Raw genomic sequence first — 23,005 nt, forward strand, 5'->3', positions numbered from 1 at the left:
TGCGACGGACAGTGACGGCTCAGCCGCTCACCATTCTTCGGGACAGGGATCGATGATCTTCCAGAGCTCGACACCGTTCTTGATCTTTTTCATGTCGGTTGTGAGCCCGCCATTGCGGCGAATCCAGTCCTTCACCGTGTCGGGATAATAGGCCATCAGATCGGACGTCCCCTCCGCGCTGGTGACCTTGATCCCGAAGGTGAAGGCCTTGTCGTAATAGGCCTGGTGGAAGCCGAGGCTGGCGCGGGGCGTCACGCAGATCTTGTTCATCGGCACGATACCGAGCACCAGGGTGCAGGCCGAGTTGCAGATGCCGTCGATGATGACGCGCTCGCCCTTCTCGCGGACGCGCTTGTACTTGGCCTTGTACTCCTCGACATAGCCGCCGTGGTCGCGGGTGATGTGCAGCTCGGCGCGCGCCGGCGTGGCGGCGACAACCGAGAGCAACAGCAGGCTCAGAAGCGTGATGCGCATGGCGAGGTGACGGCGAAAACCTTCAGGAATGGGACCGGCCTCGTGGGATCCCAAAGATGATGATCCTTCGAGCCGGCGGCAAGATTCTTAACCGAATTCTCTTTGGTCATACTTGTGTGGGAAATTCGTTAAGCATCTCGAAAAGGCCAAAAATGGGCAGGCTTCGACCCCATGTCCGGCAATTGTGTCACACCCACCCGGGAATTTGTGGGGTTGGCCTTGATTTCCGGGTGCCTGACGGGTGTTCCGGCGGCCCGAAATGGCTATAAACGGCTGACCTATTCGTGCGGGTTCCGGAGATTCGAGATGAGCAAGTTGAAGCTTGTAGCCGCGGTTGCTGCCCTGTCGGCCGCAATCCTTGCCCCTGGCCTCGCAGAGGCGCGGGGACATCACCGGTACCACCGCTACCACGCGAACCCGCTGCCCTACTCGATCAGCTACCTGCACAATTACGGGCCCGGCATCACCCCCGGTACCTTCGCCTTTTACGACGGCCCGTCGACCAACCATTGCTACCGCAGCGCGGCCGCCTATGTCGGCCAGGATCGCCGCCGGCATCCCTGCTTCTGAGGGGCCCCAGCAGGTGCTCTGCGGGTGCCGCTATTTGGCGGCGCTCGACAGCAGCAATTGCTTCTCGATTTCGTAGACCGGCAGCTTGACGAGGTCGCGGCGGCGCCGATGCAAGCCCAACATTTAGGGGGCTCGAGGCTCGTATAGCCTTGGCGGAGCTAACGGTCTGGCCTGCGGTGGACTGGCTGAAGACTTGTTCATCAGCATTGCATTTTGGTTCCGCCACAATTTGATCAGAAACAAACTTCGATATCCTGTACTGCGTAAGCGGAGGAAGACACATCATGAATCTTAGAATTGGCCTCGTCGCCGCGTCCTTGTTGGGTGCCTTGGCAGCATCACCGGCGGCGTCTGCCATGCCCATCGCGCCTGCTCCGGCGACGCCGCAGGTCTCGGACGTCGAGCAGGTCCGCATGGTCTGCGACGCCTGGGGACGCTGTTTCTGGCGCCCGAACTACTATGGGTACTACGGCGCGCCGGCCCCCTATTACGGTCGCCGATATGCGCCACGCTATTATGGTGGGCCGCGCTATTACGGACCACGCTATCGCCGCTGGTAAGTTTAAAGGGGCCCTCCGGGCCCCTTCGCTTTTGCGAGATCATGGATGTCGCGGTCGCGGTTGGTCCGGACCTTGTCCCGCCTGCACGCGGCTCCATTTCATCGACCTCGCCTCCGGCCGGCCGATGAGCCGAGACCGTTGACGACGAGATCGATCTGCCGGGCTTCATGCCATGATGTCCGCAATACTACGGCCCGGAATCCGGTTTACTGAAGCGCGATGTTTCGCCATTGATGGCGATGTACTGACGTTCATTTGATTGTCACATTGCAGCATCCGGCCAGACACATGTTGTTCGACGGCCTCGCCCCATCTTCAGCGCTTCAACTGATCGGCTTTGCCGACGTCGATGCATTTTGGCCGATCGAAACGATGGAGGATGCGAGAAGCATTCCGCTCGACGTCCCGAACTTCGCCGCGGCCCGTGCCGTCGTCTCCCTGCCGGCGTGCCGCATCGTCCTGATGCGCTCGTTCGCGCGCATCCTCGACACCGCCTATCGGATGCCCGGCGGGATGGTGATCCTGTCCATGACGGACGACCTTCAGGTCAATTCCAAGGGAATGGATCTCGACGCGCGCTTCTTCGTTGCGCTCCGCGGCAACGATGAATGCCATTTCGTCGAGCCCCAGACCAATCATCATGCGATGATCATCCTCTCACCCGGCCTGAGAGACCGGGGTTGGTTCGATCGGGCCGACGATTTGCGGGCCTATGTCGCGAACCGGCCCGCTTTGCTCCACATACGGCAACTCCTGCTCGACATTCTGCGAACCGCGTCGATGCAGCCGTTGCTGTTCGAAACCACCGAGGTCGCCGGCCATCTCCAGGAAGGCCTGCTGCTCGCGCTCGACGATCTGTTTCGAATCGATCCGCTCCCCGACCGGAGTGCCTCGGTCCAGGGCGAGCGATCGATCAAACTCGTGCAGCGGATCGACGATTACGTCGCGGCACATCCGACTGCTCCGATCTACACAGCCGATCTTGCCGGTGAATTTGGCGTCTCGATCCGGACGCTTGGCGGCGCCGTCAGCAAGGTACGCGGCATGAGCCTGCACCACTACATCCGCCTGAAAAGGTTGTGGGCCACCCGCGCCCAGCTCCTCAAAGGCGGCGGCGCCACCGTCGCCTCATGCGCGCGCGCCCAGGGCTTCCATCACCTCGGCGAGTTTGCCGCAGCTTACCGCGCGACATTTCGCGAGTCGCCCTCGGACACGCTGGCAAGGGGCCGGCACACGGGTTCGCCGGCAGACTGACCAGACACGGCTCCGGCCTTGCACATGCGGCGCCAGCCGCACGGGGAACCAGTTCCTTCGAGCCGCATTATCCCAGTCAACGCAGTGCGCCGCCAGCCCCGAGGCGTATCGATGCACCCCGCGCCCCCATGCGCGGGGTTTTTCTCGCGGTCAACCAAGTGGTTCAGGGAAAAGAATGTCCATCAGCCGCAATCTATTGTTTCTGATCATCGGTGCTCTGGTCGTCACGGCGGCCGTGCTCGGCTACAATCTTTACCAGACGAAGAAGCAGCCCGACGGCCTGCAAATCAATGTCGGTCCCAACGGGCTGAAGATCCAGGGCAAGTAGCGGCGGCTCCCGGCCGCGGCCAGATCCGAAAAACTCTGGCCTGAGAATTCGCGCGCTCGGAGAGATTCGAACTCCCGGCCCTCGGAATCGAACTCCGCCCAGCCGACCAGCAAAATCAACGCACGTTCTGAACTTTCCCGATCCGTTCACGCATTGACAGCATTGGAGAATTTCGCACGTTCAGAACGTTGCACCGGAGAAATCGATGGCTGACATAAGATTGGACGCCGTCCGGATCGAGCGGATCATATCGCAATTGCTGCGAGACGACGCCAAGTTGCCCCCCGCAGAGCTAACGAATTAGCTTCCAATATCTGCACTCGCCTCAATGCGTCGATGGCTACACCGACGCAGCCCCCGCCTCAGCGGCTATCGGATAATACCGTCGCACCCGTCCTTTTGGGGCGACTTCGATGAAGCCGCTAAGAAGCTGGCCCAAGCTGACCACATGGTTGCACGCACGCTTTGGGGGGCCACCGTCTTCGTCTATGTGAACACCGCCATGCAAGTTGGCGAGGTCGAGCACATCAAAATCTTCTCGACCGAGGACGCCGCCAAGGCTTGGCTCGATGAGAACGATCCGAGGGCGTGGCGTTCGAGTACGTGGTCATAGGCCCGCCAGCCTGAACTTGCACTCGCAAAACAGGCCGCCAACCATGCCAGAATAGGAACGACGCAACAGCCGCAGATTGATCGTAGCCGGCATGCCGCCGAAGATGCGGCCTTACTCCGGAGGCCGCAAACGGACGAGGAAACCCAATCACTGAGGCGCGCGCCCGTTTCCGCGAACCGCGCCTTCCTGAGAAGGCGCTCGCGCTCCGCGCCAGCGGGCAATTGATTGGCTTGGTCTTTCAGCTCGGCGGCCAGTTCGGCCATTCGTTCTTCCAGGGAGCGGGTTTACTTCACTCTGCGGCGGTGCTCAGTCATGTCGCACTCCGTGAGCCGTATTGACGACTCCAAAACGGAAGAACGTAAGTTCAGTTCCCGCTCTGGAACAAAAAAGCCACCGGGTTACGCTTGGACCAATGGGGAAAGGCCGCAGGGTGGTTCCAGCCCCCCACTGCGGCCATCCCGGACAACTGAAAATTGATGAGTACTTAAATCTCGCCGGTGTTCACACAGTAGAACACCCCGTTCCAAAAATGGAGTCGGTACAACTACCGGAGTCCGCCTTTCTACCAATTGTCGTTAAGAGGCGAACATGGAACGGCTCGCTTTCCAGCCCCAATGCTCCCGGCTGCCGATTCAATTGCGGATCAGAGCGCCGGGAGTGCTAGGACCGCCAAGTGAAGCGGGTCACCATATTTTCGGGTTGTCGCTTCAGGCCAAAGGCGATCCGCATCCGTCTTCGTCACGCCCACCGGGCTATTCAGGCTGTAATCGCCGTGAACCCGCGGCCTGTACCGCTGATCTTTCAAAAATTCACTGACGCGCGTTCTCGCGTCGCTCAGTCGCTTAAGTGGTGCGCTCGGAGAGATTCGAACTCCCGGCCCTCGGAATCGAAATCCGATGCTCTATCCAGCTGAGCTACGAGCGCCCTGGCCCAGGCAATGGGCCGCAACCGAGACGCCAAAGGACCGCTGCTTGCGAGCCAGCAGGCCGGACGACGTTCGGATGGGTTCGAATTAGCAGAGAGGCCGGCCAATAAAAAGCCCTTCCGGTGCCGATTCGAGACGGGTCAGACGAGCTCTTACCAGGTGCTGTTGAAGAAACCGAAATGCGGCTGCTGCGCCATCACCATCATCGGCCGACCCTGCTGCGGCGCCGGATGCGCTCTGGCGACCTTGCGCCTGGGATGAGCTGGAGCCTGCAGCTTGGGATCGGTCTTCCCGGCTCCGCGGGTATCGGCCTTTCCGGCCGGCGTAAATTGGGCGAACGTCTCGCGGACCCGCGTCTTGGCCGACATCTCGGCCAAAGCCGGCGACACGCCCTCCACAAGCGGCTTGGGAGCCACGACAGCGGCGATCTCCACCGCAGGCGCGGCGATCGTCGGCTGACTGGTATCGAGCACGACGCGCTCTGGCAGGTGGCGATCGGACCGGATCCGGATCAACGGCTGTTCGTTGCTCGCGGTTGCGACAGCCTGCGTCACAGGCGAAGCGGGCAGAACGTAGTTCGCCGCGAACAGCAGTGCGAGCAGAGCTCCACCGACAAACATGAAATACCGAAAGATGGGCATTGGCCGCGCTCCGCCCGTCGCATCCCGCGAGGGCTCTCCGTCTTAACAGGCGATCATTCAATTGGTTCCTGGCCCAGCCGTTCGGTTCAAATGGCGACGCCAAGTTTCTGGTCCAAGGCCTAAGGACAGTAACTTTTCCGCTATCGGAAAATGCCGCCCTCACGCACGACGCGCGGCCACAAGCGAACACTTCGCCTGATCGGCATTCACGTTAACGAATCCGACGGGAATGCGCGCAAAAGTCTTGCGGCTCTTCATGCTGACCGGGTCCGCCAGAACGCGGCTGCGGTCGGTGAGATGACTGCCGTCGCGCCGGGCAAAAGCGCAGACGATCTCGACATCCTTTACGGCATAGTCATTGTCGTTTCGCAACGTGAAGGTCACCAGCGCCTTCGAGCCAAGGCCGCCGCGGCGCCAGGTCTGCGATGAAATCCTCATCCGACCGAGTTCTGCCATTGCCGGAATCTGAGCTTCGGAAGCCGGCGACACGGCTTCTGCCGCTTTGCCCGAAGGCGCCGTCTCGACCGCTGCCACGTCGGACGTCACCGGCTCGGCACTATTGCCTCTGGAGAGTGGAAGCATCATCCAGACGCCGCAACCGACGATCATGGCCGCCAACGTCCACAGCAGGACCCGCCCAAATGAGACGCTCGCGATCGTCACGGCCCGTGCCAGTCGCTCGCCGGTTCCGGCGAAACGCCTCAACCCGATGCGGTCAAACCCAGCATTCATGATTGCATCACCGATAGCGGCGGAAGCACGTTCGACGACGGACTCGGCCACTGTTTACCTTAATCTGGAAGACCAACTAAGGTTCCCGCGCAGCTATCGAATCGGCAAGGGCGGTGGCGGTCACCGGCCGGGGCCGCTAACATGCGCCGCAACATCGAAGACACGTCGGGAGAACATGACATGCCAGTCGTCACTTGGGATCACGTCCATCTGCGCAGCCCCGATCCGGAGGCTACGGCGGCCTGGTTGCGGGACATCCTCGGTGGCGAGATCGTGCACGCACCGGGACGGATCGACGTGAATCTCGGTGGCGCAAAAATCTTCATTGCACCGCTCGAGGGCGACAATGCGGTCAACCCCCCGCCGCCGCACCCGCACCAGGGCCTCGACCATTTAGGTCTCACGGTGAAGGACATCGACGCCGTCGCGGCCGAGATCAAGGCCAAGGGCGTCACCTTCACGCGCGAGCCGACCACGATCCGCCCCGGCGTGCGCATCTGCTTCATCCGCGGCCCCGAAGGCATCTCCATCGAGCTGCTCGAGCGCGACAAGAAATATACCTGAACGGCGCGTCGGTGTCCGAGAGCGCCGAGCCGTCGGCATCGGAACAGCAAGGCCCCTCGCCGCTGCGCAGTCCGTCGAACCAGGCCTTCAATTCGGCACTGGTGTTGACGAACTGGTCGCGGTCTCGCGCGTGCGCGGAGGGGGCTGCGAGCGCAATCAGGGCCAAGGCGCAAGCGGAGGCTCGCCACGTTTCGCCAGCGTGCCGCGCCGCCAACCCGCCGTTGTCGTGTTTCGCAAATCGTGGGACGCGCACTGTGCAGACGCGGCTCATTCGCCGCCGGAATCGATCCAGTTGCTCACGTTTGCCTTGCTCCAGCACCCCGCGGCCAGTGCAACGATAGTTATGCATTTCGCGGGCCAACCTGATTAGCAACGACAGGCCTCGCTTCATGATCAGACCGTCATGACGGTGTCATAGACAATCCGGGACAACTACGGCTCACGGGCAGGCCCGCACGGCCGGCGGCCAAACTCCCGCGTTGCGTGAGCGGATGCGCTTTGGCATAAATGCCCTACCGGTTACGCCATTGGGCGATGGCGGCCGGCCTCGGGACGTTATGAAGAACGGCCTCTATTCAATTCACGTGAACCTGCTCGATGGTCGAGTCGGCAAGGGCAGTGGCGTGATTCTTTTTCGCGACGGCAAGATTCTTGGCGGCGATGCCTACCTCTATTACACCGGCCGCTACACGGTGAAGGACAACACCTTCAAGGGCGAGGTGCTGGTCCAGCGTCACACCTCGCCGCGGGGCGACGACAATCCGCTGTTCGGTGGCCCTGCCGCGGTCGGCATCGGCGTCAGCGGCACTTTCACGGAGACGCGCGGGGACATGACCGGCACCGCGCTGGTCGGCAAGGCCAGCCAGATTTTCGGCGCGACGCTGCACAAGCTCGCAGAGGCCGACTAGGGGATTATCGGTTCTGATTGAATCAGAACCGAAGCTCCAGATTTTGTTTTGAAGCGTTTTCTTCGCGAACCGATATCCACTTCGCCCGAAAACGCTCCAGCTATTCCGCGGCCTGCTCGAGCGGCGCCACGCGCGGCAGGATGATCTGGATGCGTGTGCCGCTGCCCGGCTCGGAATCGAGATCCAGCCGTCCGCCGAGCCGGTTCGTGACAATGCTGTAGACGATGTGCAGCCCGAGACCGGTGCCGCCCTGGTCGCGCCGCGTCGTGAAGAACGGATCAAATGCACGTCGGCGAACGTCGAGCGACATGCCGCAACCATTGTCGGAGAAGGTGATCTCGACATTGTCCTTGCCGGACTCGCGCACCTGGATGTCGATGGTCCCCGGCCGTCCGTCCGGGAAAGCGTGCGCCACCGCGTTGAGAAACAGATTGGTCAGCACCTGGCCGTACGGTCCGGGATAGCTGTTCATGGTCAGATCAGGCTGGCATTCGACATTGAGCGTCAAATTGTGCTTGCGCAGGCCGGGCCGCAGACTCATCACTACCTGCTCGGTGAGGTCACCGAGATCGAAGCTGCGCTGATCCGAATAGTTGCGGTCGGCGGCGACCTGCTTGAACGACTGGATCAGCTCGGCGGCGCGGTTGAGATTGGAGACGAGCTGCGAGGACGCGTCGCGGCTGGTGTGAAGGAAGTCGTTGAGCGTAGAGCGGCGCAGCTCGCCGCGCTCGACCTCGGCGGTGAACATCGCGGTCTTGCGCTCCAGCGCGGAGGCAACCGTGAGGCTGATGCCGACGGGATTGTTGACCTCGTGGGCGACGCCGGCGACGAGGCGCCCGAGCGCCGCCAGCTTTTCCGCCTCTATCAGCGAGGCCTGAGTCTCGCGCAGATTGCGCAGCGCGGTCTCGGCGGATTCCTTGGCTTTGCGCATCTCCTGCTCGCCGCGCTTGCGCTCGCCGATGTCGAGCGCCACGGTGACGATCCGCTCGATCTCGCCCTCGATATCGAGCAGCGGCAGCTTATTGACCAGCCATTGCCGCATGTGGCCGGAAGAATCCTTGTACTCCTCTTCGTAGAAGCCGAGACCTTTTCGAAGCCTGAGCACGCGCTTGTCGTTCTCGTCGGTCTTGGCTGCACCGTAGCGCGACATCAGATCCGCCGTGGTGCGGCCGAGCGCATCGCCGGGCTCGATGCCGAAGATCCCGGCCATGTAGCGGTTCATCAGCACGTAGCGCAGGTCGCGGTCCTTGACGTTGATCACTGCCGGCACGGTGTCGATGACCTGCTGGAGCAGGCGCCGTCCTTCGGCGATGGCGTCTTCCGCCCGCTTCTGGTCGGTGATGTCGCGCAGCGTGCCTTCGTAGCGGACGATGTTGCCCGCCTCGTCGGGGACGCCGGTGGCGCTGTCGGACAGCCACAGGATGTTGCCGCTGCGCTGGCGTACCTGGTATTCGAACTCGCGCACGATGCCGTCGCGGGCCATCAGCCGCTGATATTCGACGCGCGCCTCGGGATTGACGTAGATGGTGTGGGCGATGTCGTCGATGCTGTCGATGAGCTGCTTGGGGCTGTCATAGCCCATCATCCGCGCCAGCGCCGGATTGGCGTTGAGGAGATCACCGGCCGGTGTCGTCACGTAAATGCCGTCGACCGAGCCCTCGAACAGTTTTCGGTAGCTCTCTTCGGCGAGGCGCTGCTCGGTCAGCGCGCGCACCGCTGCCTCGCGCGCCGTGTCGGCCTCCTCCAGCGCGCGGCGGAACACTTCGGCCGCGCGGGCGATGTCGCCGATCTCGTTGTCGACGTCGGCGGACGGGATCGAGGTATTCTTCTCGCCTGCTGCGAGCGCGCGGATCGACCGTGCGATCTGGGCGAGCGGACGGACCGTCCGCCGCACCACGAAGCCGGCCGCGAGAATGCCGATCAGCACGCCGATGGTGCCGAGCACGATACTCTGCCAGCGCGCCTCCGTCAGCGTCCGGGCGAAGTCGCGCGACAGCACGTGGCCGCGCCGGGCACTGACCTCGCGCAGCAATTCGGTGACGCGCCCGATCAGCCGGCCCTCGGTTCCCAGCACCTCGCGATCGATATCGGCGATCTGCCGTTCCCGGACCGCGACCGCAATGATGGCCCCGGCATAATTATTGACGGACGATTTCAGCCCGGCATCGCCGATGTCCATCGCCCGCATGCTCTGCGCCGCCTGCTCGGCCGCGGACGGATTGCGCGCGAGCAGTCCGAGCGCGATCCGGCTCTGCGCCTCCGACAGGCGGGAGGCCAGCTCGCGGTCGGCGGTGCCCGCGACCGCCACATCGAATTGGTCGCGCAGCGGCGGCAGGCCGGCGAGCAGCTGGGCGCGGCGATCAATCAGCGTCGAGATCCGCTCCAGGCCGCTGCGATAGGTCGCAAGCCTTTCGGTAACCCCGTCGATCATGTCCTGCTGCTCGGGCGCAAGCTCGATGCGGGTCTTCTTCAGGATGTCGCTGAGCGTCGAGGCCGCCTCGCCCACCTGCTTGAATTGGGTGCCGGCGCCGGGGTCGGTGACGAAATCGCGCGCGGCGAGCCGCAACTCGTTCATGCGGCGGTCGATGTCCTCGGCGAGGTCGCCGACGCTCTGGAGCCGCTGCAATTCGGCAAAGGTCGTGTCGATGTGCCGGATCGCAATCACGCTCGCGGTCGAGGTCACGATGATCACCGCCAGCACCAGAAGGAAGCTGCCGAACGTGAGCTGGCCGATGGAGAGCGAGAATATTCGCTTTTTCTCAGGGGTCGGCGTCAATTCGGCGGACATTCGTGATTTGAGGACCGGGGCTGCTGGAGGCGCAATATACGACGTATTGCGGCCCCGGGGGAACACGCGTCAGCCGCCGAATATCCTTAATATTGCAGCCCCGCCGCCTTTCTTGGCCCCGGCTTTATGACGTTTTGACGCTGGCCGGCCGCCGGGCCGGGATAGTCATGGCGGCGACGCCAAGGACGACGCAGGCAAGGCCGATCCAGGCGGTCCGGCTCAGGCTCTCGCCGAGGAAGGCGACGCTGATGGCAACCCCGATCGGCACGCGGAGATAGGCCTGCGCGGTGGTGCCGACCGAGCCCAGGGTCTGGATCAGGCGGAAATAGATCACGAAGGCCGCGGCGGTCGAGAAGGTCGCAAGCGCGAGCAGCGCCAGCACCGAGCTCTGGGAGGGAGACAGCGTCCAGGGCTGTTCGACGATCAGCGAGGCCGGGATCAGCGCCGCCGCCCCCGCCAGCAGCGAGCCGGCCGCCGGCGCCATGGGATCGAGGCCCTTGAAGCTGCGGCCGAAGATCGCGGCGCAGGCATAACAGATGGTGGCGGCGACGATCGCGGCCTCCGCGACGAGACCGCTGCCGATATCATGGAACGCATCGACGCCGACGATCAACAGGATGCCGGCCATGCCGGAGACCACGCCGACCAGCTTTCGCGGGGTCGTCGCCTCGTGACGGGTCACAACGGCCGTGAGCAGGAAGGTGAAGATCGGGCCGGCCGAGTTGAGGATGGTCGCGAGCGACGCGTCGACATGGCGCTCGCCCCAGGCGATCAGCGTCCAGGGAATGACGCTGTTGAGCACGGCCTGGAAGGCAAAGCGCTGCCAGGTCGCGCCGTCTGTCGGCATCCTGATGCCCCTCGCCCACATGATCGCGAGCAGCAGCAGGCCCGCAATCGTGGTGCGCGCTGCGATCAGCGTGATCGGCGGAATGGTGGCAACGCCGAGCTTGATGAAGGTGTAGGAGCCGCCCCAGAGCGTTGCGAGCGCGAGCAGCAGCGCCAGCTCGACGGCGACGTTGTTGTCCTGCCGGTTGTCCATGTCGCGCGCTCCGTTCCGTTGTCAGAGACGGAAACTAGCGCGCCTGCCCTCGCCAATACTTCGTTGTGTGTCGAAGTGTCCTAGCCGACCGCCCCAACCTCGAACACCTCGCCGTCATAGCCGGCCTCGCGGGGGATGCGGAGCTGGCGGCCGGTTTCGGTCTTGGTCATGACAGGCATCACCGTCACGACGGACATGCCGCGGGCGTACTCCAGCGCCGCGCTCACGCTTGACTGCTTGGCTAGCCGGATCAAATTACGTGTGGTCGGGAACGGCAGCTTGAAGCGGCCGCTCTCGCCGCCCTCAACTGCCTCGCGCGGGGAGACCCAGATCGAGTCGGTCGATTCCCGGCCGTCATGCGCGCCGAGCTGGTCGGGCGGGGCTGCGGCGAGGAAGAACCAGGTATCGAAACGTTTTGGCATGCCCTCGGGCGTGATCCAGTGCGCGTAAGGCAAGAGCGTATCGAGCGCGAGCTGGAGACCGTTGTCGGCCAGAATGCTCAGGAAGCTGACCTTTTGCTCGTTGAGCGCGACGCGATGCGCATCGGCGATCTCGCCGGCGCGCCTGGCGTCAACAGGCGTGCCCGAATCCTTCGACCGTGCCAGCAAAATGCCGCTCTCCTCAAAGGTCTCGCGGATCGCGGCGATACGAAATCCGCGGTCCGATTCACTCAGGCCCTCGCCGCCCGAATACAGGTCGGAGCGCTTGACGATCTCCTGATCGCCGGCATCGACGCTGCCGCCGGGAAACACCAGCGCGCCCGAATTGAACTCGATCTGATGATGGCGGACCATCATGAAGACTTCGATTTCCTTCGCTGCTGCGCCGTCGCGCAGCAGGAGGATCGTCGATGCGGGACGTGATGCTGAGGCCTCGGCCATTCAACTAACCTGCGGCGCTGGATTGCGGCCCAAGGTTGGCGCGCTTGTCGATTCGAGCGGCGCGCGACAGCAGGTACTCGACCTCTGCCTTTGCCGTCGGCGTGATGGTCGCGGCGGGCTTGCGCTGGGCGCTGGAGGCGATGATGCCGCGCCTCTGCAGCACGTATTTGCGCACCGCAAGGCCTGCACCCGGCTGCTGCTCGTAGCGGATCAGCGGCAGATGCGCGTCAAACAGATCATGCGCGGCGTCGCGCTTGCCGGCCTTCGAGAGGTTCACGACGTCGATCAGAAGCTCCGGGAAGGCGTAGCCGGTCATGGCACCGTCGGCGCCGCGCTCCATCTCGAAATCAAGGAACGTGCCGCCATTGCCGCAGAGGATCGAGAGCGGTCGCAGCGAGCCGTCCTTCTGGAAGCTGCGCAGCGTCGATATCTTTTCCAGGCCCGGCCAGTCCTCGTGCTTGAGCATCACGCAGTTTGGATTGTCCGTGACGATCTTGCGGATCACGGCGGGGGTGAACACCACAGTCAAGGTCAGCGGATAGTCCTGGAGTACCCAGGGCACGTCGGGACCGATCGCCTCGGCCGCCTGCTTGTAATAGCCGACGATCTGGTCGTCGGTGCGGAGCGACGGCGGCGGCGCGATCATCACACCGGCCGCACCGGCGTCCATCGATGCTTTGGCAAGTGAGCGCATGGTGGCAAAGCCCGGCGCGGAGACGCCGACGATCACCTGCATCTTCTTGGCACGCTTGACGAAGCGCACCGCCACCTGCTCGGCCTCGGCGGCATCGAGCTTCGGCGCCTCACCAAGGATGCCCAGCACTGTGACGCCGTCGCAGCCGACCTCCTCGTAAAAATCGGTCAAGCGGTCGATCGAGCGCTCGTCGATCCGGCCGTCGTCGTGGAACGGCGTCGGCGCGATTGCGAAGGTGCCCTTGGCGTCGGCAGTGAGTTTCATCAGTCCCTGTATCCTTTGTTCGTGATCCCCGGGCTCGCGCGTTGCGGGGTCCGGGAGACCATGGCCTAAAACCGTCGCGCGCCCATCTTGATCTGCTCCTCGGAGAAGAAGATCTCCTTGGCATGCTCAGCGATGTCCCGGGCGTTCCAGCCCGTGTGCGGCGGTTTCCAGCCGTCCATTTCCATCATCCGCATTTCGCGCACGCCGCGGGGCCCGGATACGCCCAGCACCTTGCCGGTCTGATCGCCCGACAAATCGCTGACCATGTATAGCACGGCCGGCGCGATGCCGTCCGGCCCCAGCGCCGCACCGGGGTTCTCCTTATAGCGGGGCAGGTCTGCGGTCATGCGGGTCAGCGCGCCCGGCGCGAGCGTCCAGATCCGGATGTTGTATTTCCGGCCCTCGATCGCCAGCACGTTGGACAGGCCCCAAATGCCGCCCTTGGCCGCGCCGTAATTGGTCTGGCCGAAATTGCCGATCAGGCCCGAGGTCGAGGAGGTGTTGACGATGACGCCGCCGCCGTTTTCCCGCATCCAGCGAAACACCGGCATGGTGCAACAAAAGGTCCCCTTCAGATGCACTTTGATGACCTTGTCCCAGTCGGACTCGCTGGCCTTGGAGAAGGTCTGATCGCGTAAAATGCCCGCATTGTTGACCAGGATGTCGGCGCGGCCAAAATGCTTGATGGCGTCGTCGAATAGCGACTGGCCGCCCTCCATGCTGGAGATGTCGGCGCCGTTGGCGACCGCCTTGCCGCCATCGGCCCTGATCGCGTCGACCACTGTCTGCGCCATCGACTTGTCGGCGCCGGAGCCGTCACGGGGGCCACCGAGATCGTTGACGACGACGGACGCCCCTTCCCGCGCAAACAGCTTTGCGTAGGCCTCACCGAGCCCCCCGCCCGCGCCGGTGATCAGCGCGACCTTGCCGTCAAGTAGTCCCATGGTGGCGTCTCCCTGTTTTTGTTTTTTCGTGTCCCGGACGCGATGCAGCGCGCAACGCTGCGTCGCAGAGCCGGGACCCAGCTCTTTCTTTGCTTGGGCTCGCTAGACCCCGGCTCTGCAGCGCACCGCTGAAGAAGCGCTACGCTGCGTCCGGGGCACGAGACTGCCCTAACCCAGCACCGTCTTGCCGTTCTTGATCACGGTGACGCCGCGCGACTTCACCTTGGCTTCGAACGAGATCGTGTTGCCGTCCTTCCAGAGGTCCATTGTCACGGTCTCGCCGGGATAGACCGGCGAGGAGAACCGCGCGACGTGCTGGCGGAAGGCGGAGGCGTCGTAATCGGCATAGGTCTGGAGCACGCCGCGGCAGGTGATGCCGTAGGCTGCACATGCCGTGCAGGATCGGGCGCGGGAAGCCGGCCTTCTTCGCAAATTCGGGATCGGAATGCAGCGGGTTACGGTCGCCGCAGAGGCGATAGACCAGCGCCTGGTCGGGGCGCGTGATGATGTCGATGGTCTTGTCGGGTGAGCGCGACGGGATCTTGTGCGGATCGGGCTGGGTCAGGTTCGGCCCGCCAAAGCCGCCATCGCCGCGGGCGAAGCGCGAGGCGACCAGCGTTGCCAGCTTCTCGCCCTTCTCGTTCTTGAGCACGGTCTGGTGACTGATCACTACGCCCTTGTCTTTGCCCTTGTCGTAGACTTCGACGACGGAAGAATCGGCGGTGATGTGCGCGGCGACCGGCAGCGGCTGGTGGAAGGTGATGTCGCGCTCGCCATCGACCACCATCACGCGATTGAGGCTCATTTCGCCGGGCCCTGCGCCCCACGCCGCAACGGAGGCGAACGTCGGCACCACCTTGAGCGGCCGCGGCGTCAACGTGCCCTCGTTGACGAAGGCAAGCTCGTTCTCGTCCATCGGATCGGCGCCGAGGCCGATGCCGTAGGCGTAGAGCATGACTTCGCGATCGCTGTAGGCGTATTTCTGGCCGATGTTTTTCAGGCCTTTGAGCTCTTCGTATCTGGCGGACATTTTGTTTGTTTCCTTCCGGATGGTTCTCATCCCCATGGTGAGGAGGCGCTCTTGCGCCGTCTCGAACCATGAGGATGCCCGAAACGCTTTCTTTGTCGTGGCCATCCTTCGAGACGCTTGCTTCGCAAGCCCTCAGGATGAGGACCGTCCTACGCCGGCGTAAAGAACGGCAATGGCGCGCCATCGGTCGGCTTGAACACCACCTTCACCTTCTGGCCGATCTTCAGCTTCTCGAGATCGCAATCGACGAAGTTGGTCTGGAGCGAAGGCCCCTCCTTCAGCGTGACGTAACCGATTGCGTAAGGACCGGTCGGCGACTTCCGCATCAAGCTGTAAGTGTAGATCGTGGCTTCGCCCGAACTCTCCTCCCACACCGTCTTGTCCGAATAACAGAACGGGCAGATCGCGCGCGGGAAGTAGTGCGCTTCGCCGCAGGCGGTGCAGCGCTTGATCATGAACCTGCCCTCTTTGGCCGCGTCCCAGAACGCGGCGGTCTCGGGGTTCGTCGCCGGGGCCGGATATTTCTTTGTCTCGCTCATCACACGCGCTCCAGAATAGCAGTCGAGGCAGCGTGGCGCACGCCCAGCAATCCGCCGGTGCCGTGGGCGATCGCGAGATCGCAGTTTTGAACCTGCACCTTCGGATGCGCCTCACCGCGCAACTGGCGGACCGCCTCAAGGATCTTGGTCATGCCGCCGCGGTTGACGGGATGATTGCTGCAGAGGCCGCCACCGTCGGTGTTGAACGGCAGCTTGCCGACGCCCGAGATCAGATTGCCGTCGGCGACGAACTTGCCGCCCTCGCCTTTCTTGCAGAAGCCAAGGTCTTCGAGTTGCATCAGCACGGTGATGGTGAAGCTGTCGTAGATCGAGGCGTACTTGATGTCGTTCGGCGTGATGCCGGCTTCCTCGAACGCACGCGGGCCGGACCAGATCCCGGCGGAGTAAGTGAGGTCGAGATCCTTGCCGCCGCGCGGGCCCTTCATGGCCTCGCCATGTCCGATCAGTCTGACCAGCGGTTTCTTCAGGCTCTTGGCGATCTCGGGCGTGGTCACGATCAGCGCACCGCCGCCATCTGAGACGACGCAGCAATCCATGCGATGCAAGGGATCGGAGATCATCGGCGAGTTCAGCACGTCCTCGACGGTGACGACATCCTTGAGCATCGCATGCGGATTGTATTGCGCGTGATGCGAAGCCGCGACCTTGATCCAGGCGAGCTGCTCGCTCGTGGTGCCATAGTCGTGCATGTGGCGCATGGCACACATGCCATAGGCATTGTGCGTGGTCGCGCCGTAAGCCATCTCGAAATCGGCCTCGGCGCCGGCCGCACGCGGCGGCATCGCCCCGGTGCGCGGTTTCCCTGCCAGCGTGATCAGCGCGATCGAGCACTTGCCCGCGGCGATCGCCTCGGCGGCGTGGCCGAGATGGATGATGTAGGAACAGCCGCCGGTTTCGGTGGAATCGACGTGGCGGAGCTTTTTGGTATTCAGGCCGAGATAATCGACCATCGGCCAGGCGCCGCCGGGCGCGTCGCCCGCGCAGAAATAGCCGTCAACATCGTCCTTGCTGAGCCCGGCATCCTCGATCGCGCCCTTGGCGACCTCGGCATGAAGCTGAGCGGTGGATTTGTCCGGCGCATGCCGGGTCGGGTGTTCAAAAATCCCGGCAATGTAGGCCTTGCCCTTGATGGTCAAAACTTCAGGTCTCCGCTGGCGTTTCTTCTTGCTCCGTTTTTCTGAACCGCGGTGGCCTGATTGGCAAGCGCGGAAATATTCCGTCGGGCGAGAGGGTGGCGGCTTGGCGCAAATGATGCGCCCGTGTCCCGGACGCGCTGCAACGCCTCAACGTTGCCGCGCAGAGCCGGGACCCAGGTGGCCACGCAAATCGTTGCGACATGGGCCCCGGCTCTGCAGCGCACCGCTAAAGAAGCGCTGCGCTGCGTCCGGGGCACGAGAGCTTCGTTCGGTCCAAGTCGTAAAGGTGTTTTGCCCGACTGCACAAGCGGTTTCGTTTTATCGAAAACCCGTTTTTATCGAAAACAACCCCATGCACAGTAGAACGGTGGTTGATTTCACACAGGATTTCGCAGGGTGGGTTAAGCGAACCCACCCTGCAAAGTTCTACTCCGCCGCGATCTGCCTCGGCACGGGCGGCGGGTTGGCAAGATCCGCGGCGAGCTGGGCGTAGCGGGCCTTGGCGTCCGCGACGGCCTTCTCCTTGACCGGGCCGTAGCCGCGGATGCGGTCGGGCAACGAGAGCAGCTCCACCGCGGTGTCGATCGTGAGCGGCGACAACAGGCCGAGCACGGTGGCGACGTCCTTCTCGTAGCCGGTGATCAGGTCGCGTTCGAGCTTGCGGTCGGCGCTGCGGCCGAAGATGTCGAGCGGCGTACCGCGCAGCACCTTGAATTTCGCAAGCACGCGGAACATCGGAAGCATCCACGGGCCGAACGCGCGCTTCTTCGGGCGGCCGAGCGCATCGACGCCACGGCTAAGGATCGGCGGTGCCAGATTGAAGCTGAACTTGAAGTCGCCCTCGAACTGGTCGCGGAGCTGCTTTTCGAACGCGCCGTCGGTGTAAAGGCGCGCGACTTCGTATTCGTCCTTGTAGGCCAGCAGCTTGGCGTAGTTGACCGCGACGGCGCGGGTCAGCGCCTCGTCATAGCCGCCCTGCCTGGCGGCTTCGCTGACCTGGTCCACCAGCTTGCGGTAACGCTTGGCCAGCCGGCCGTTCTGATAGGCGGTGAGATGCTTGGCACGGTGATCGACGATCTCATCGAGCGTCATTGCGTCCAGTGTCTTGGGCGCGATGACCTCGTCCGTTCCCTTCAACATACCGGCGAGACGCTGGGGGGTCCGCGACCGCGAGACGGCCGAGGCGGAAAGCTTCCTTGTTCATCTTGATCGAGACGCCGTTGACCTCGATCGCCTGCTCGATCGACTCCGCTGACAACGGCAAGAGCCCCTTCTGATAGGCGTAGCCCATCATCATCATGTTGGTAGCGATGCTGTCGCCGAGCAGCTGCTCTGCCAGCTTGGTGAAGTCGAAGAACACGGAGTCCTTGTGCAGCGCCGTTTCCAGCAACCCATTCAACTTGCGGGTCTGGAAATTGAAGTCGCGGTTGAGGATGAAGTCGGCGGTGGGAATGACGTGGCTGTTGATGATGCCGCGGGTGCGGCTGGTGTCGCAGAGCGAGATGGTGTCCTTGGCGACCGCGACCACCTCATCGGCGGCGAGCACGACATCGGCCGTGCCTGTGACGATGCGCGAGCAAGTCACCTCGGCCGGATGGTCGGACAGGCGCACATGGCTGAGCACCGCCCCGCCCTTCTGCGCCAGACCGGACATGTCGAGTGGATCATCGAGGCCTTGCCCTCGATATGAGCGGCCATGCCGAGCAGCGCGCCGATGGTCAGCACGCCGGTGCCGCCGACGCCCCCGACCGCGATGTTGTAGGGCTTGTCCAAATTGGGGCGCGACGCCGGCTCAGGCAGATCGCCGATATCGCCGACGCCCGCGGGCGCGCGCTTGCGCATCTTGCCACCATCGACGGTGACGAAGGACGGGCAAAAGCCCTTTACGCAGGAATAATCCTTATTGCAGGTCGACTGGTTGATGGCGCGCTTGCGGCCGAACTCGGTCTCCAGCGGCTCGACCGAAATGCAGTTCGATTGCACCGAGCAATCGCCGCAGCCTTCGCACACCGCGGGATTGATGAGCACACGGCGTGCCGGATCCTCCAGTGTGCCGCGCTTGCGGCGGCGGCGCTTCTCGGCGGCGCAGGTCTGCACGAAGACGATCGCGGAGGCGCCCTTGACCTTGCGGAGCGTTTTCTGGACCGCGTCGAGCTCGTCACGATGCGCGGTCTTGACGCCGGGCGCGATCTCGCTCGCCGGATAGGCGTCGGGATTTTCCGAGACCAGATAGATCTCGCGGATGCCTTCGCTGTGGAGCTGGAAGGTGATCTGCTGGGGCGACAATTCGCCGTCGACATGCTGGCCGCCGGTCATCGCGGTCGCGTCGTTATAGAGGATCTTGTAGGTGATGTTGGCGCCGGAGGCGACCGCCTGGCGGATCGCGAGGCTGCCGGAGTGGAAATACGTGCCGTCGCCGAGATTGGCGAACACGTGCTCTTCCTTGGTAAAGGGGGCAACGCCGACCCACGGCACGCCCTCGCCGCCCATATGGGTGAAGGTCTCGGTGGAGCGATCCATCCACAACGCCATGAAGTGGCAGCCGATGCCGGCAAAGGCGCGACTGCCTTCGGGCACCTTGGTCGAGGTGTTGTGCGGACAGCCGGAGCAGAAATACGGGGTGCGGGCGACAGGCGCGGTCGCCTGCATTTGCGAAGCCTGGCGGCCGTTGAACCAATCGGCCTTGGCACGCAGCATCGTTGCAATTTCGGGATTGAGATCAAGTCGAAGCAGACGCTCGGTCAGCGAACTGGCCAAAGAGGCGACGCTGAGTTCTTCGGCAAAGGGAAGGAAGCGCTTGTCGTGATCGTCCATCTTGCCGATGATGCGGGGACGGACATCGTCGCGCCAGTTGAACAGCTCCTGCTTCACTTGATTTTCGACGATCTCGCGGCGCTCTTCGATGATGAAGATTTCCTCGAGGCCTACAGCGAATTGCCTGACGCCTTCCGGCTCCAGAGGCCAGGGCATGCCGATCTTGTACAATCGAAGTCCGATCTTGGCCGCGACCTCGGGTGTGATGCCGAGCTCACGCAGCGCCTGCCGGATATCCTCGTAGCTCTTGCCGGACGCCATGATGCCATAGCGGGCGTTCGGCGAATCCATGGTGATGCGGTTGACCTTGTTGGCACGCGCAAAGGCGATCGCGGCAAAGCCCTTGTAGTCCTGCAGCCGGCGGTCCTGGGCAAAGCGGTCGTCGGGCCAGCGCAGATTGAGGCCACCCTCAGGCATCTCGAAATCGGTCGGGATCACGAACGGCGTCATCTCGTCCGTGAGGTCGATCTCGGCGGTGGTCTCCACCGTCTCCGTGATCACCTTCATGCCGACCCAACAGCCCGAGTAGCGCGACATCGCGATACCGAGCAGGCCCATCTCGATCATCTCGTGGACGCTCGAGGGGTAGAGATAGGGCATCAGCGCCGACATGAAGGCGTGGTCGGACTGATGCGGGACGGTGGAGGATTTTGCACCGTGGTCGTCGCCGGCGAGACACAAGACGCCGCCGTTCTTGGCGGAGCCGGCGGCATTGCCGTGACGGAACACGTCGCCGCAGCGATCGACGCCGGGGCCCTTGCCGTACCAGATGCCGACCACGCCGTCATACTTGGCGCCGGGCGAGAGGTTGAGCTGCTGCGAGCCCCAGACCGCAGTCGCGGCCAGATCCTCGTTCACGCCGGGCTGGAACTTGATGTTGTACTGCTCGAGATGTTTGCGCGCGGCGAAGAGCTGCTGGTCATAGCCGCCGAGCGGCGAGCCGCGATAGCCGGAGATGAAGCCCGCGGTGTTCAGCCCCGCGGCACGGTCGCGCCGGATCTGGGCCATCGGCAGGCGGACCAGCGCCTGAATGCCGGTTGTGAAAATATGTCCCGTGTCCTGGGTGTATTTCTGATCGAGACTGATCGGACCCTGGTTGATGCCCATTATGTCCTCTTCCGCCCTTTTGAGCGCTTGGCTGCTTAAGCCGTTGCCTGCCCGTTGTTTTTAGCTAGGGCGCGCCGACCATCTTTGCCACTCTATGTCGGATATTTCACGCTCCGCATCACAAATCTGGCCCAGAGACGGCGCCGGGTGATAATCGCAATTTCGTGGCTGCAATGGCATCGGCGATTGTCAATTTGTGTCACGATACCCCCGCCGTCGCGAAACGAATTGACGCCCCGGTCACGCGGGACGGCGTCGATGGGTCGCAGGAGAGGCTTTCGATGCGGACGATTCTGGCTGGCTTGGCTCTCGTGGGTCTGGCGTTGTGCAGTGCGGTTACGAGCGCGGCCCTCGCTTCAGAGCCGTCGCCGGAGCTGATCGCCTACGGCAAGGTACTGGTTGAGGCCGGCGATTGTGCGGGCTGCCACACCGCCGATCCCGCAAAACCGTTCGCGGGCGGAAAGCGCATCGACACGCCCTTTGGCGCAATCTACGCGCCGAACCTGACCCCGGACCGCGACACCGGCATCGGCGCCTGGACGGATGCCGATTTTACCCGCGCTGTGCGCACCGGCGTCGCACCCGACGGCTCGAACTATTATCCGGCGTTCCCCTATCCCTATTTCACGCGGATGACGAAAGACGACACGCTGGCGATCCGGGCCTATCTCGGAACGCTCGCGGCCGTCACGAGCCGGAACAAGCCGCCGGAGCTACGCTGGCCGTTCGGCTATCGCGGCCTGATGCGGATCTGGAACATGGTGTATTTCAAGCCCGGCTTGTTCGAGCCGGACCAGAGCCAGAGCGCGGCGTGGAATCGGGGCGGCTATCTCGTCACCGGGCTCGGCCATTGCGGCGCCTGCCATACGCCGAAGAACTATTTTGGCGCGGACAAGCAGGCGCAAGCACTCTCGGGCAACAAGGTCGGCGGCTGGTACGCACCAAGACTCGATGGCGCTCCCCGCGCCGGGTTGAAGTCGTGGAGCGTCGAGGACATCACCGAATATCTTCAGAGCGGGCGCAACGCCAGGAGCCATGCCGGCGGGCTGATGGCGGAGGTGGTCGTCAACTCGACCTCGAAAATGAGCGATGCCGATGTGCGTGCGATCGCGGTTTACCTGAAGGGCCTGCCGCCGGCACGGCGCGAGACGATCGTGACGCCGCCTGACGATGCCGAGATGAAGGCCGGCCAGGTGGTCTACGCCAAACTCTGCATTGCCTGCCACGAGGCCGACGGCTCCGGCGCGCCGCGCATCTATCCGCCGCTGCCTGGCAACGCGCTGCTGCAATCGGTCAATCCGTCCTCGACCTTGCGCATCATCCTCGACGGCGCCCACACCGTGACAACGCGGCGCGCGCCCAACACCGGCGAGATGCCGGCCTATGGCAAGCAATTGTCCGACGAAGAGATCGCGGCGGTGACGAACTACATCCGCAATTCCTGGGGCAATGCCGCGCCGCTGGTGACGGCGTCACAGGTCGCCAAGGCGCGAAAGCAGGAGCCGTAGTCAGGGCTTTCGCTCCTCGTCTTCCGTGAAGACGAATTTCGGCATCTCCCATTTGTAGCGCACCGCCAGCAGGCGGAAGCTGATGCCGAGGATAAAGGTCAAAATGGTCCAGAGCTCGGTGTTGAGCTTGAGGCCAAAGGCGGTCGCATAGAACAAGCCGGTAACGACCGAGACGCTGGCGTAGAGCTCGGAGCGGAACAGCAGCGGCACGTCATTGCAGAGCACGTCGCGCAACACGCCGCCGGCGCAGCCGGTCACCATGCCGGAGACAATGACGATCGGCAGCGTGGCATCCATCTGCCAGGCGATATCGCAGCCCGTCATGGTGAAGACGACGAGGCCGATGGCATCGAGCACGATGAAGGCCACCTTCAGCCGGTGCACGAGGCGCGCCATCAGGATGGTGAGGAAAGCGGCGCCGCCGGCCAGCGCGAGGTAGATTGGGTTTTGCACCCAGGCCAGCGGATAGTGACCCAGGAAGAGATCGCGCAAGGTGCCGCCGCCGAGCGCCGTGATGCAGCCGAGGAAGCAGACGCCGAGCCAGTCCATGCTGCGGCGGCCGGCTGCGAGCGCGGCGCTCATGCCTTGCGCTGCGACCGCGACCAGCGACAGCAGGTGCAGCACGCTATCGCTCGGCGGCAAGCTCCACATCGTTCAGTTCCTCCCTATGC

At 63.5% G+C, this 23,005-nt stretch carries 19 protein-coding genes, 1 tRNA gene and 3 pseudogenes; 7 read left to right on the forward strand and 16 right to left on the reverse strand.

What is annotated here, in order from left to right; all coding sequences use genetic code 11:
- Window positions 1–27 precede the first annotated feature (27 nt).
- Window positions 28–474 (reverse strand): hypothetical protein, encoded by a 447-nt coding sequence (locus tag ACVWYI_RS24790; protein ID WP_247445919.1) that lies wholly within the window; start codon window positions 472–474, stop codon window positions 28–30.
- Between the two features lie 306 nt (window positions 475–780).
- On the opposite strand from ACVWYI_RS24790, the gene ACVWYI_RS24795 reads away from it, so the two are divergent.
- From ACVWYI_RS24795 to ACVWYI_RS24810, 4 genes are all read left to right on the forward strand, one after another.
- Entirely contained in the window at window positions 781–1,044 is a 264-nt protein-coding gene (locus ACVWYI_RS24795) for a hypothetical protein (protein ID WP_456663452.1), read from the forward strand.
- A gap of 284 nt (window positions 1,045–1,328) precedes the next feature.
- Window positions 1,329–1,604: a hypothetical protein gene (locus ACVWYI_RS24800; protein ID WP_247445921.1), complete on the forward strand. Its 276-nt coding sequence runs from the start codon at window positions 1,329–1,331 to the stop codon at window positions 1,602–1,604.
- 288 nt (window positions 1,605–1,892) lie between these two features.
- Window positions 1,893–2,858 carry a helix-turn-helix domain-containing protein gene (locus ACVWYI_RS24805; RefSeq protein ID WP_456663453.1) on the forward strand — a complete coding sequence of 322 codons (966 nt, stop codon included), beginning with the start codon at window positions 1,893–1,895 and terminating at the stop codon, window positions 2,856–2,858.
- A 175-nt stretch (window positions 2,859–3,033) separates the two neighbouring features.
- On the forward strand, window positions 3,034–3,186 hold the full coding sequence (locus ACVWYI_RS24810; RefSeq protein WP_247348393.1) for a hypothetical protein: 153 nt from the start codon (window positions 3,034–3,036) through the stop codon (window positions 3,184–3,186).
- Between the two features lie 486 nt (window positions 3,187–3,672).
- On the opposite strand, the gene ACVWYI_RS24815 is transcribed toward ACVWYI_RS24810, so the two are convergent.
- The 4 genes from ACVWYI_RS24815 to ACVWYI_RS24830 form a co-directional block, all read right to left on the reverse strand.
- The gene (locus tag ACVWYI_RS24815) at window positions 3,673–4,062 is read right to left on the reverse strand and encodes a hypothetical protein (RefSeq protein WP_354052135.1); all 390 of its coding nucleotides are present in this window, start codon (window positions 4,060–4,062) and stop codon (window positions 3,673–3,675) included.
- A 584-nt stretch (window positions 4,063–4,646) separates the two neighbouring features.
- Window positions 4,647–4,723, reverse strand: a tRNA-Arg gene (locus ACVWYI_RS24820).
- Between the two features lie 153 nt (window positions 4,724–4,876).
- A complete protein-coding gene (locus tag ACVWYI_RS24825; protein WP_456663454.1) occupies window positions 4,877–5,365 on the reverse strand; it encodes a hypothetical protein in 489 nt (162 codons plus the stop codon).
- Window positions 5,366–5,524: 159 nt separating this feature from the next.
- Window positions 5,525–6,097, reverse strand: coding sequence for a hypothetical protein (locus ACVWYI_RS24830; protein ID WP_456664574.1), 573 nt, complete (start codon window positions 6,095–6,097; stop codon window positions 5,525–5,527).
- Window positions 6,098–6,277: 180 nt separating this feature from the next.
- Here ACVWYI_RS24830 and ACVWYI_RS24835 point away from each other — a divergent pair, with 180 nt between their 5' ends.
- Window positions 6,278–6,661: a VOC family protein gene (locus ACVWYI_RS24835; RefSeq protein ID WP_247348395.1), complete on the forward strand. Its 384-nt coding sequence runs from the start codon at window positions 6,278–6,280 to the stop codon at window positions 6,659–6,661.
- A 7-nt stretch (window positions 6,662–6,668) separates the two neighbouring features.
- Here ACVWYI_RS24835 and ACVWYI_RS24840 read toward each other — a convergent pair.
- Window positions 6,669–6,961 (reverse strand): annotated as a pseudogene (locus ACVWYI_RS24840) (hypothetical protein); the annotation flags it as partial.
- 257 nt (window positions 6,962–7,218) lie between these two features.
- Here ACVWYI_RS24840 and ACVWYI_RS24845 point away from each other — a divergent pair.
- Window positions 7,219–7,569, forward strand: coding sequence for a GrlR family regulatory protein (locus tag ACVWYI_RS24845; RefSeq protein ID WP_354052131.1), 351 nt, complete (start codon window positions 7,219–7,221; stop codon window positions 7,567–7,569).
- 100 nt (window positions 7,570–7,669) lie between these two features.
- On the opposite strand, the gene ACVWYI_RS24850 is transcribed toward ACVWYI_RS24845, so the two are convergent.
- The 9 genes and pseudogenes from ACVWYI_RS24850 to ACVWYI_RS24890 all read right to left on the reverse strand — a co-directional run bounded on the left by ACVWYI_RS24850 (window position 7,670) and on the right by ACVWYI_RS24890 (window position 20,826).
- Entirely contained in the window at window positions 7,670–10,357 is a 2,688-nt protein-coding gene (locus ACVWYI_RS24850; RefSeq protein WP_456663455.1) for a PAS domain S-box protein, read from the reverse strand.
- A 124-nt stretch (window positions 10,358–10,481) separates the two neighbouring features.
- Window positions 10,482–11,396: a DMT family transporter gene (locus ACVWYI_RS24855; RefSeq protein ID WP_456663456.1), complete on the reverse strand. Its 915-nt coding sequence runs from the start codon at window positions 11,394–11,396 to the stop codon at window positions 10,482–10,484.
- Window positions 11,397–11,476: 80 nt separating this feature from the next.
- On the reverse strand, window positions 11,477–12,277 hold the full coding sequence (locus ACVWYI_RS24860) for an NUDIX hydrolase (protein WP_456663457.1): 801 nt from the start codon (window positions 12,275–12,277) through the stop codon (window positions 11,477–11,479).
- A gap of 4 nt (window positions 12,278–12,281) precedes the next feature.
- Window positions 12,282–13,235, reverse strand: a complete 954-nt coding sequence (locus tag ACVWYI_RS24865; protein ID WP_456663458.1) for a dihydrodipicolinate synthase family protein — start codon at window positions 13,233–13,235, stop codon at window positions 12,282–12,284.
- Window positions 13,236–13,300: 65 nt separating this feature from the next.
- Window positions 13,301–14,179: an SDR family oxidoreductase gene (locus ACVWYI_RS24870; protein ID WP_247445945.1), complete on the reverse strand. Its 879-nt coding sequence runs from the start codon at window positions 14,177–14,179 to the stop codon at window positions 13,301–13,303.
- A gap of 168 nt (window positions 14,180–14,347) precedes the next feature.
- Window positions 14,348–15,209 (reverse strand): annotated as a pseudogene (locus ACVWYI_RS24875) (MaoC/PaaZ C-terminal domain-containing protein).
- A gap of 149 nt (window positions 15,210–15,358) precedes the next feature.
- On the reverse strand, window positions 15,359–15,748 hold the full coding sequence (locus ACVWYI_RS24880; RefSeq protein WP_247445946.1) for a Zn-ribbon domain-containing OB-fold protein: 390 nt from the start codon (window positions 15,746–15,748) through the stop codon (window positions 15,359–15,361).
- The gene (locus tag ACVWYI_RS24885; RefSeq protein ID WP_456663459.1) at window positions 15,748–16,905 is read right to left on the reverse strand and encodes a thiolase domain-containing protein; all 1,158 of its coding nucleotides are present in this window, start codon (window positions 16,903–16,905) and stop codon (window positions 15,748–15,750) included. The genes ACVWYI_RS24880 and ACVWYI_RS24885 overlap by 1 nt, the downstream gene beginning before the upstream one ends.
- Before the next feature lie 426 nt (window positions 16,906–17,331).
- Window positions 17,332–20,826, reverse strand: a pseudogene (locus ACVWYI_RS24890) (indolepyruvate ferredoxin oxidoreductase family protein).
- Window positions 20,827–21,107: 281 nt separating this feature from the next.
- Here ACVWYI_RS24890 and ACVWYI_RS24895 point away from each other — a divergent pair.
- On the forward strand, window positions 21,108–22,334 hold the full coding sequence (locus ACVWYI_RS24895) for a c-type cytochrome (protein ID WP_456663460.1): 1,227 nt from the start codon (window positions 21,108–21,110) through the stop codon (window positions 22,332–22,334).
- On the opposite strand, the gene ACVWYI_RS24900 is transcribed toward ACVWYI_RS24895, so the two are convergent.
- A complete protein-coding gene (locus ACVWYI_RS24900; protein ID WP_247341253.1) occupies window positions 22,335–22,985 on the reverse strand; it encodes a trimeric intracellular cation channel family protein in 651 nt (216 codons plus the stop codon).
- Window positions 22,986–23,005: the final 20 nt, after the last annotated feature.

This window comes from Bradyrhizobium sp. LB13.1 (genome assembly GCF_054056815.1).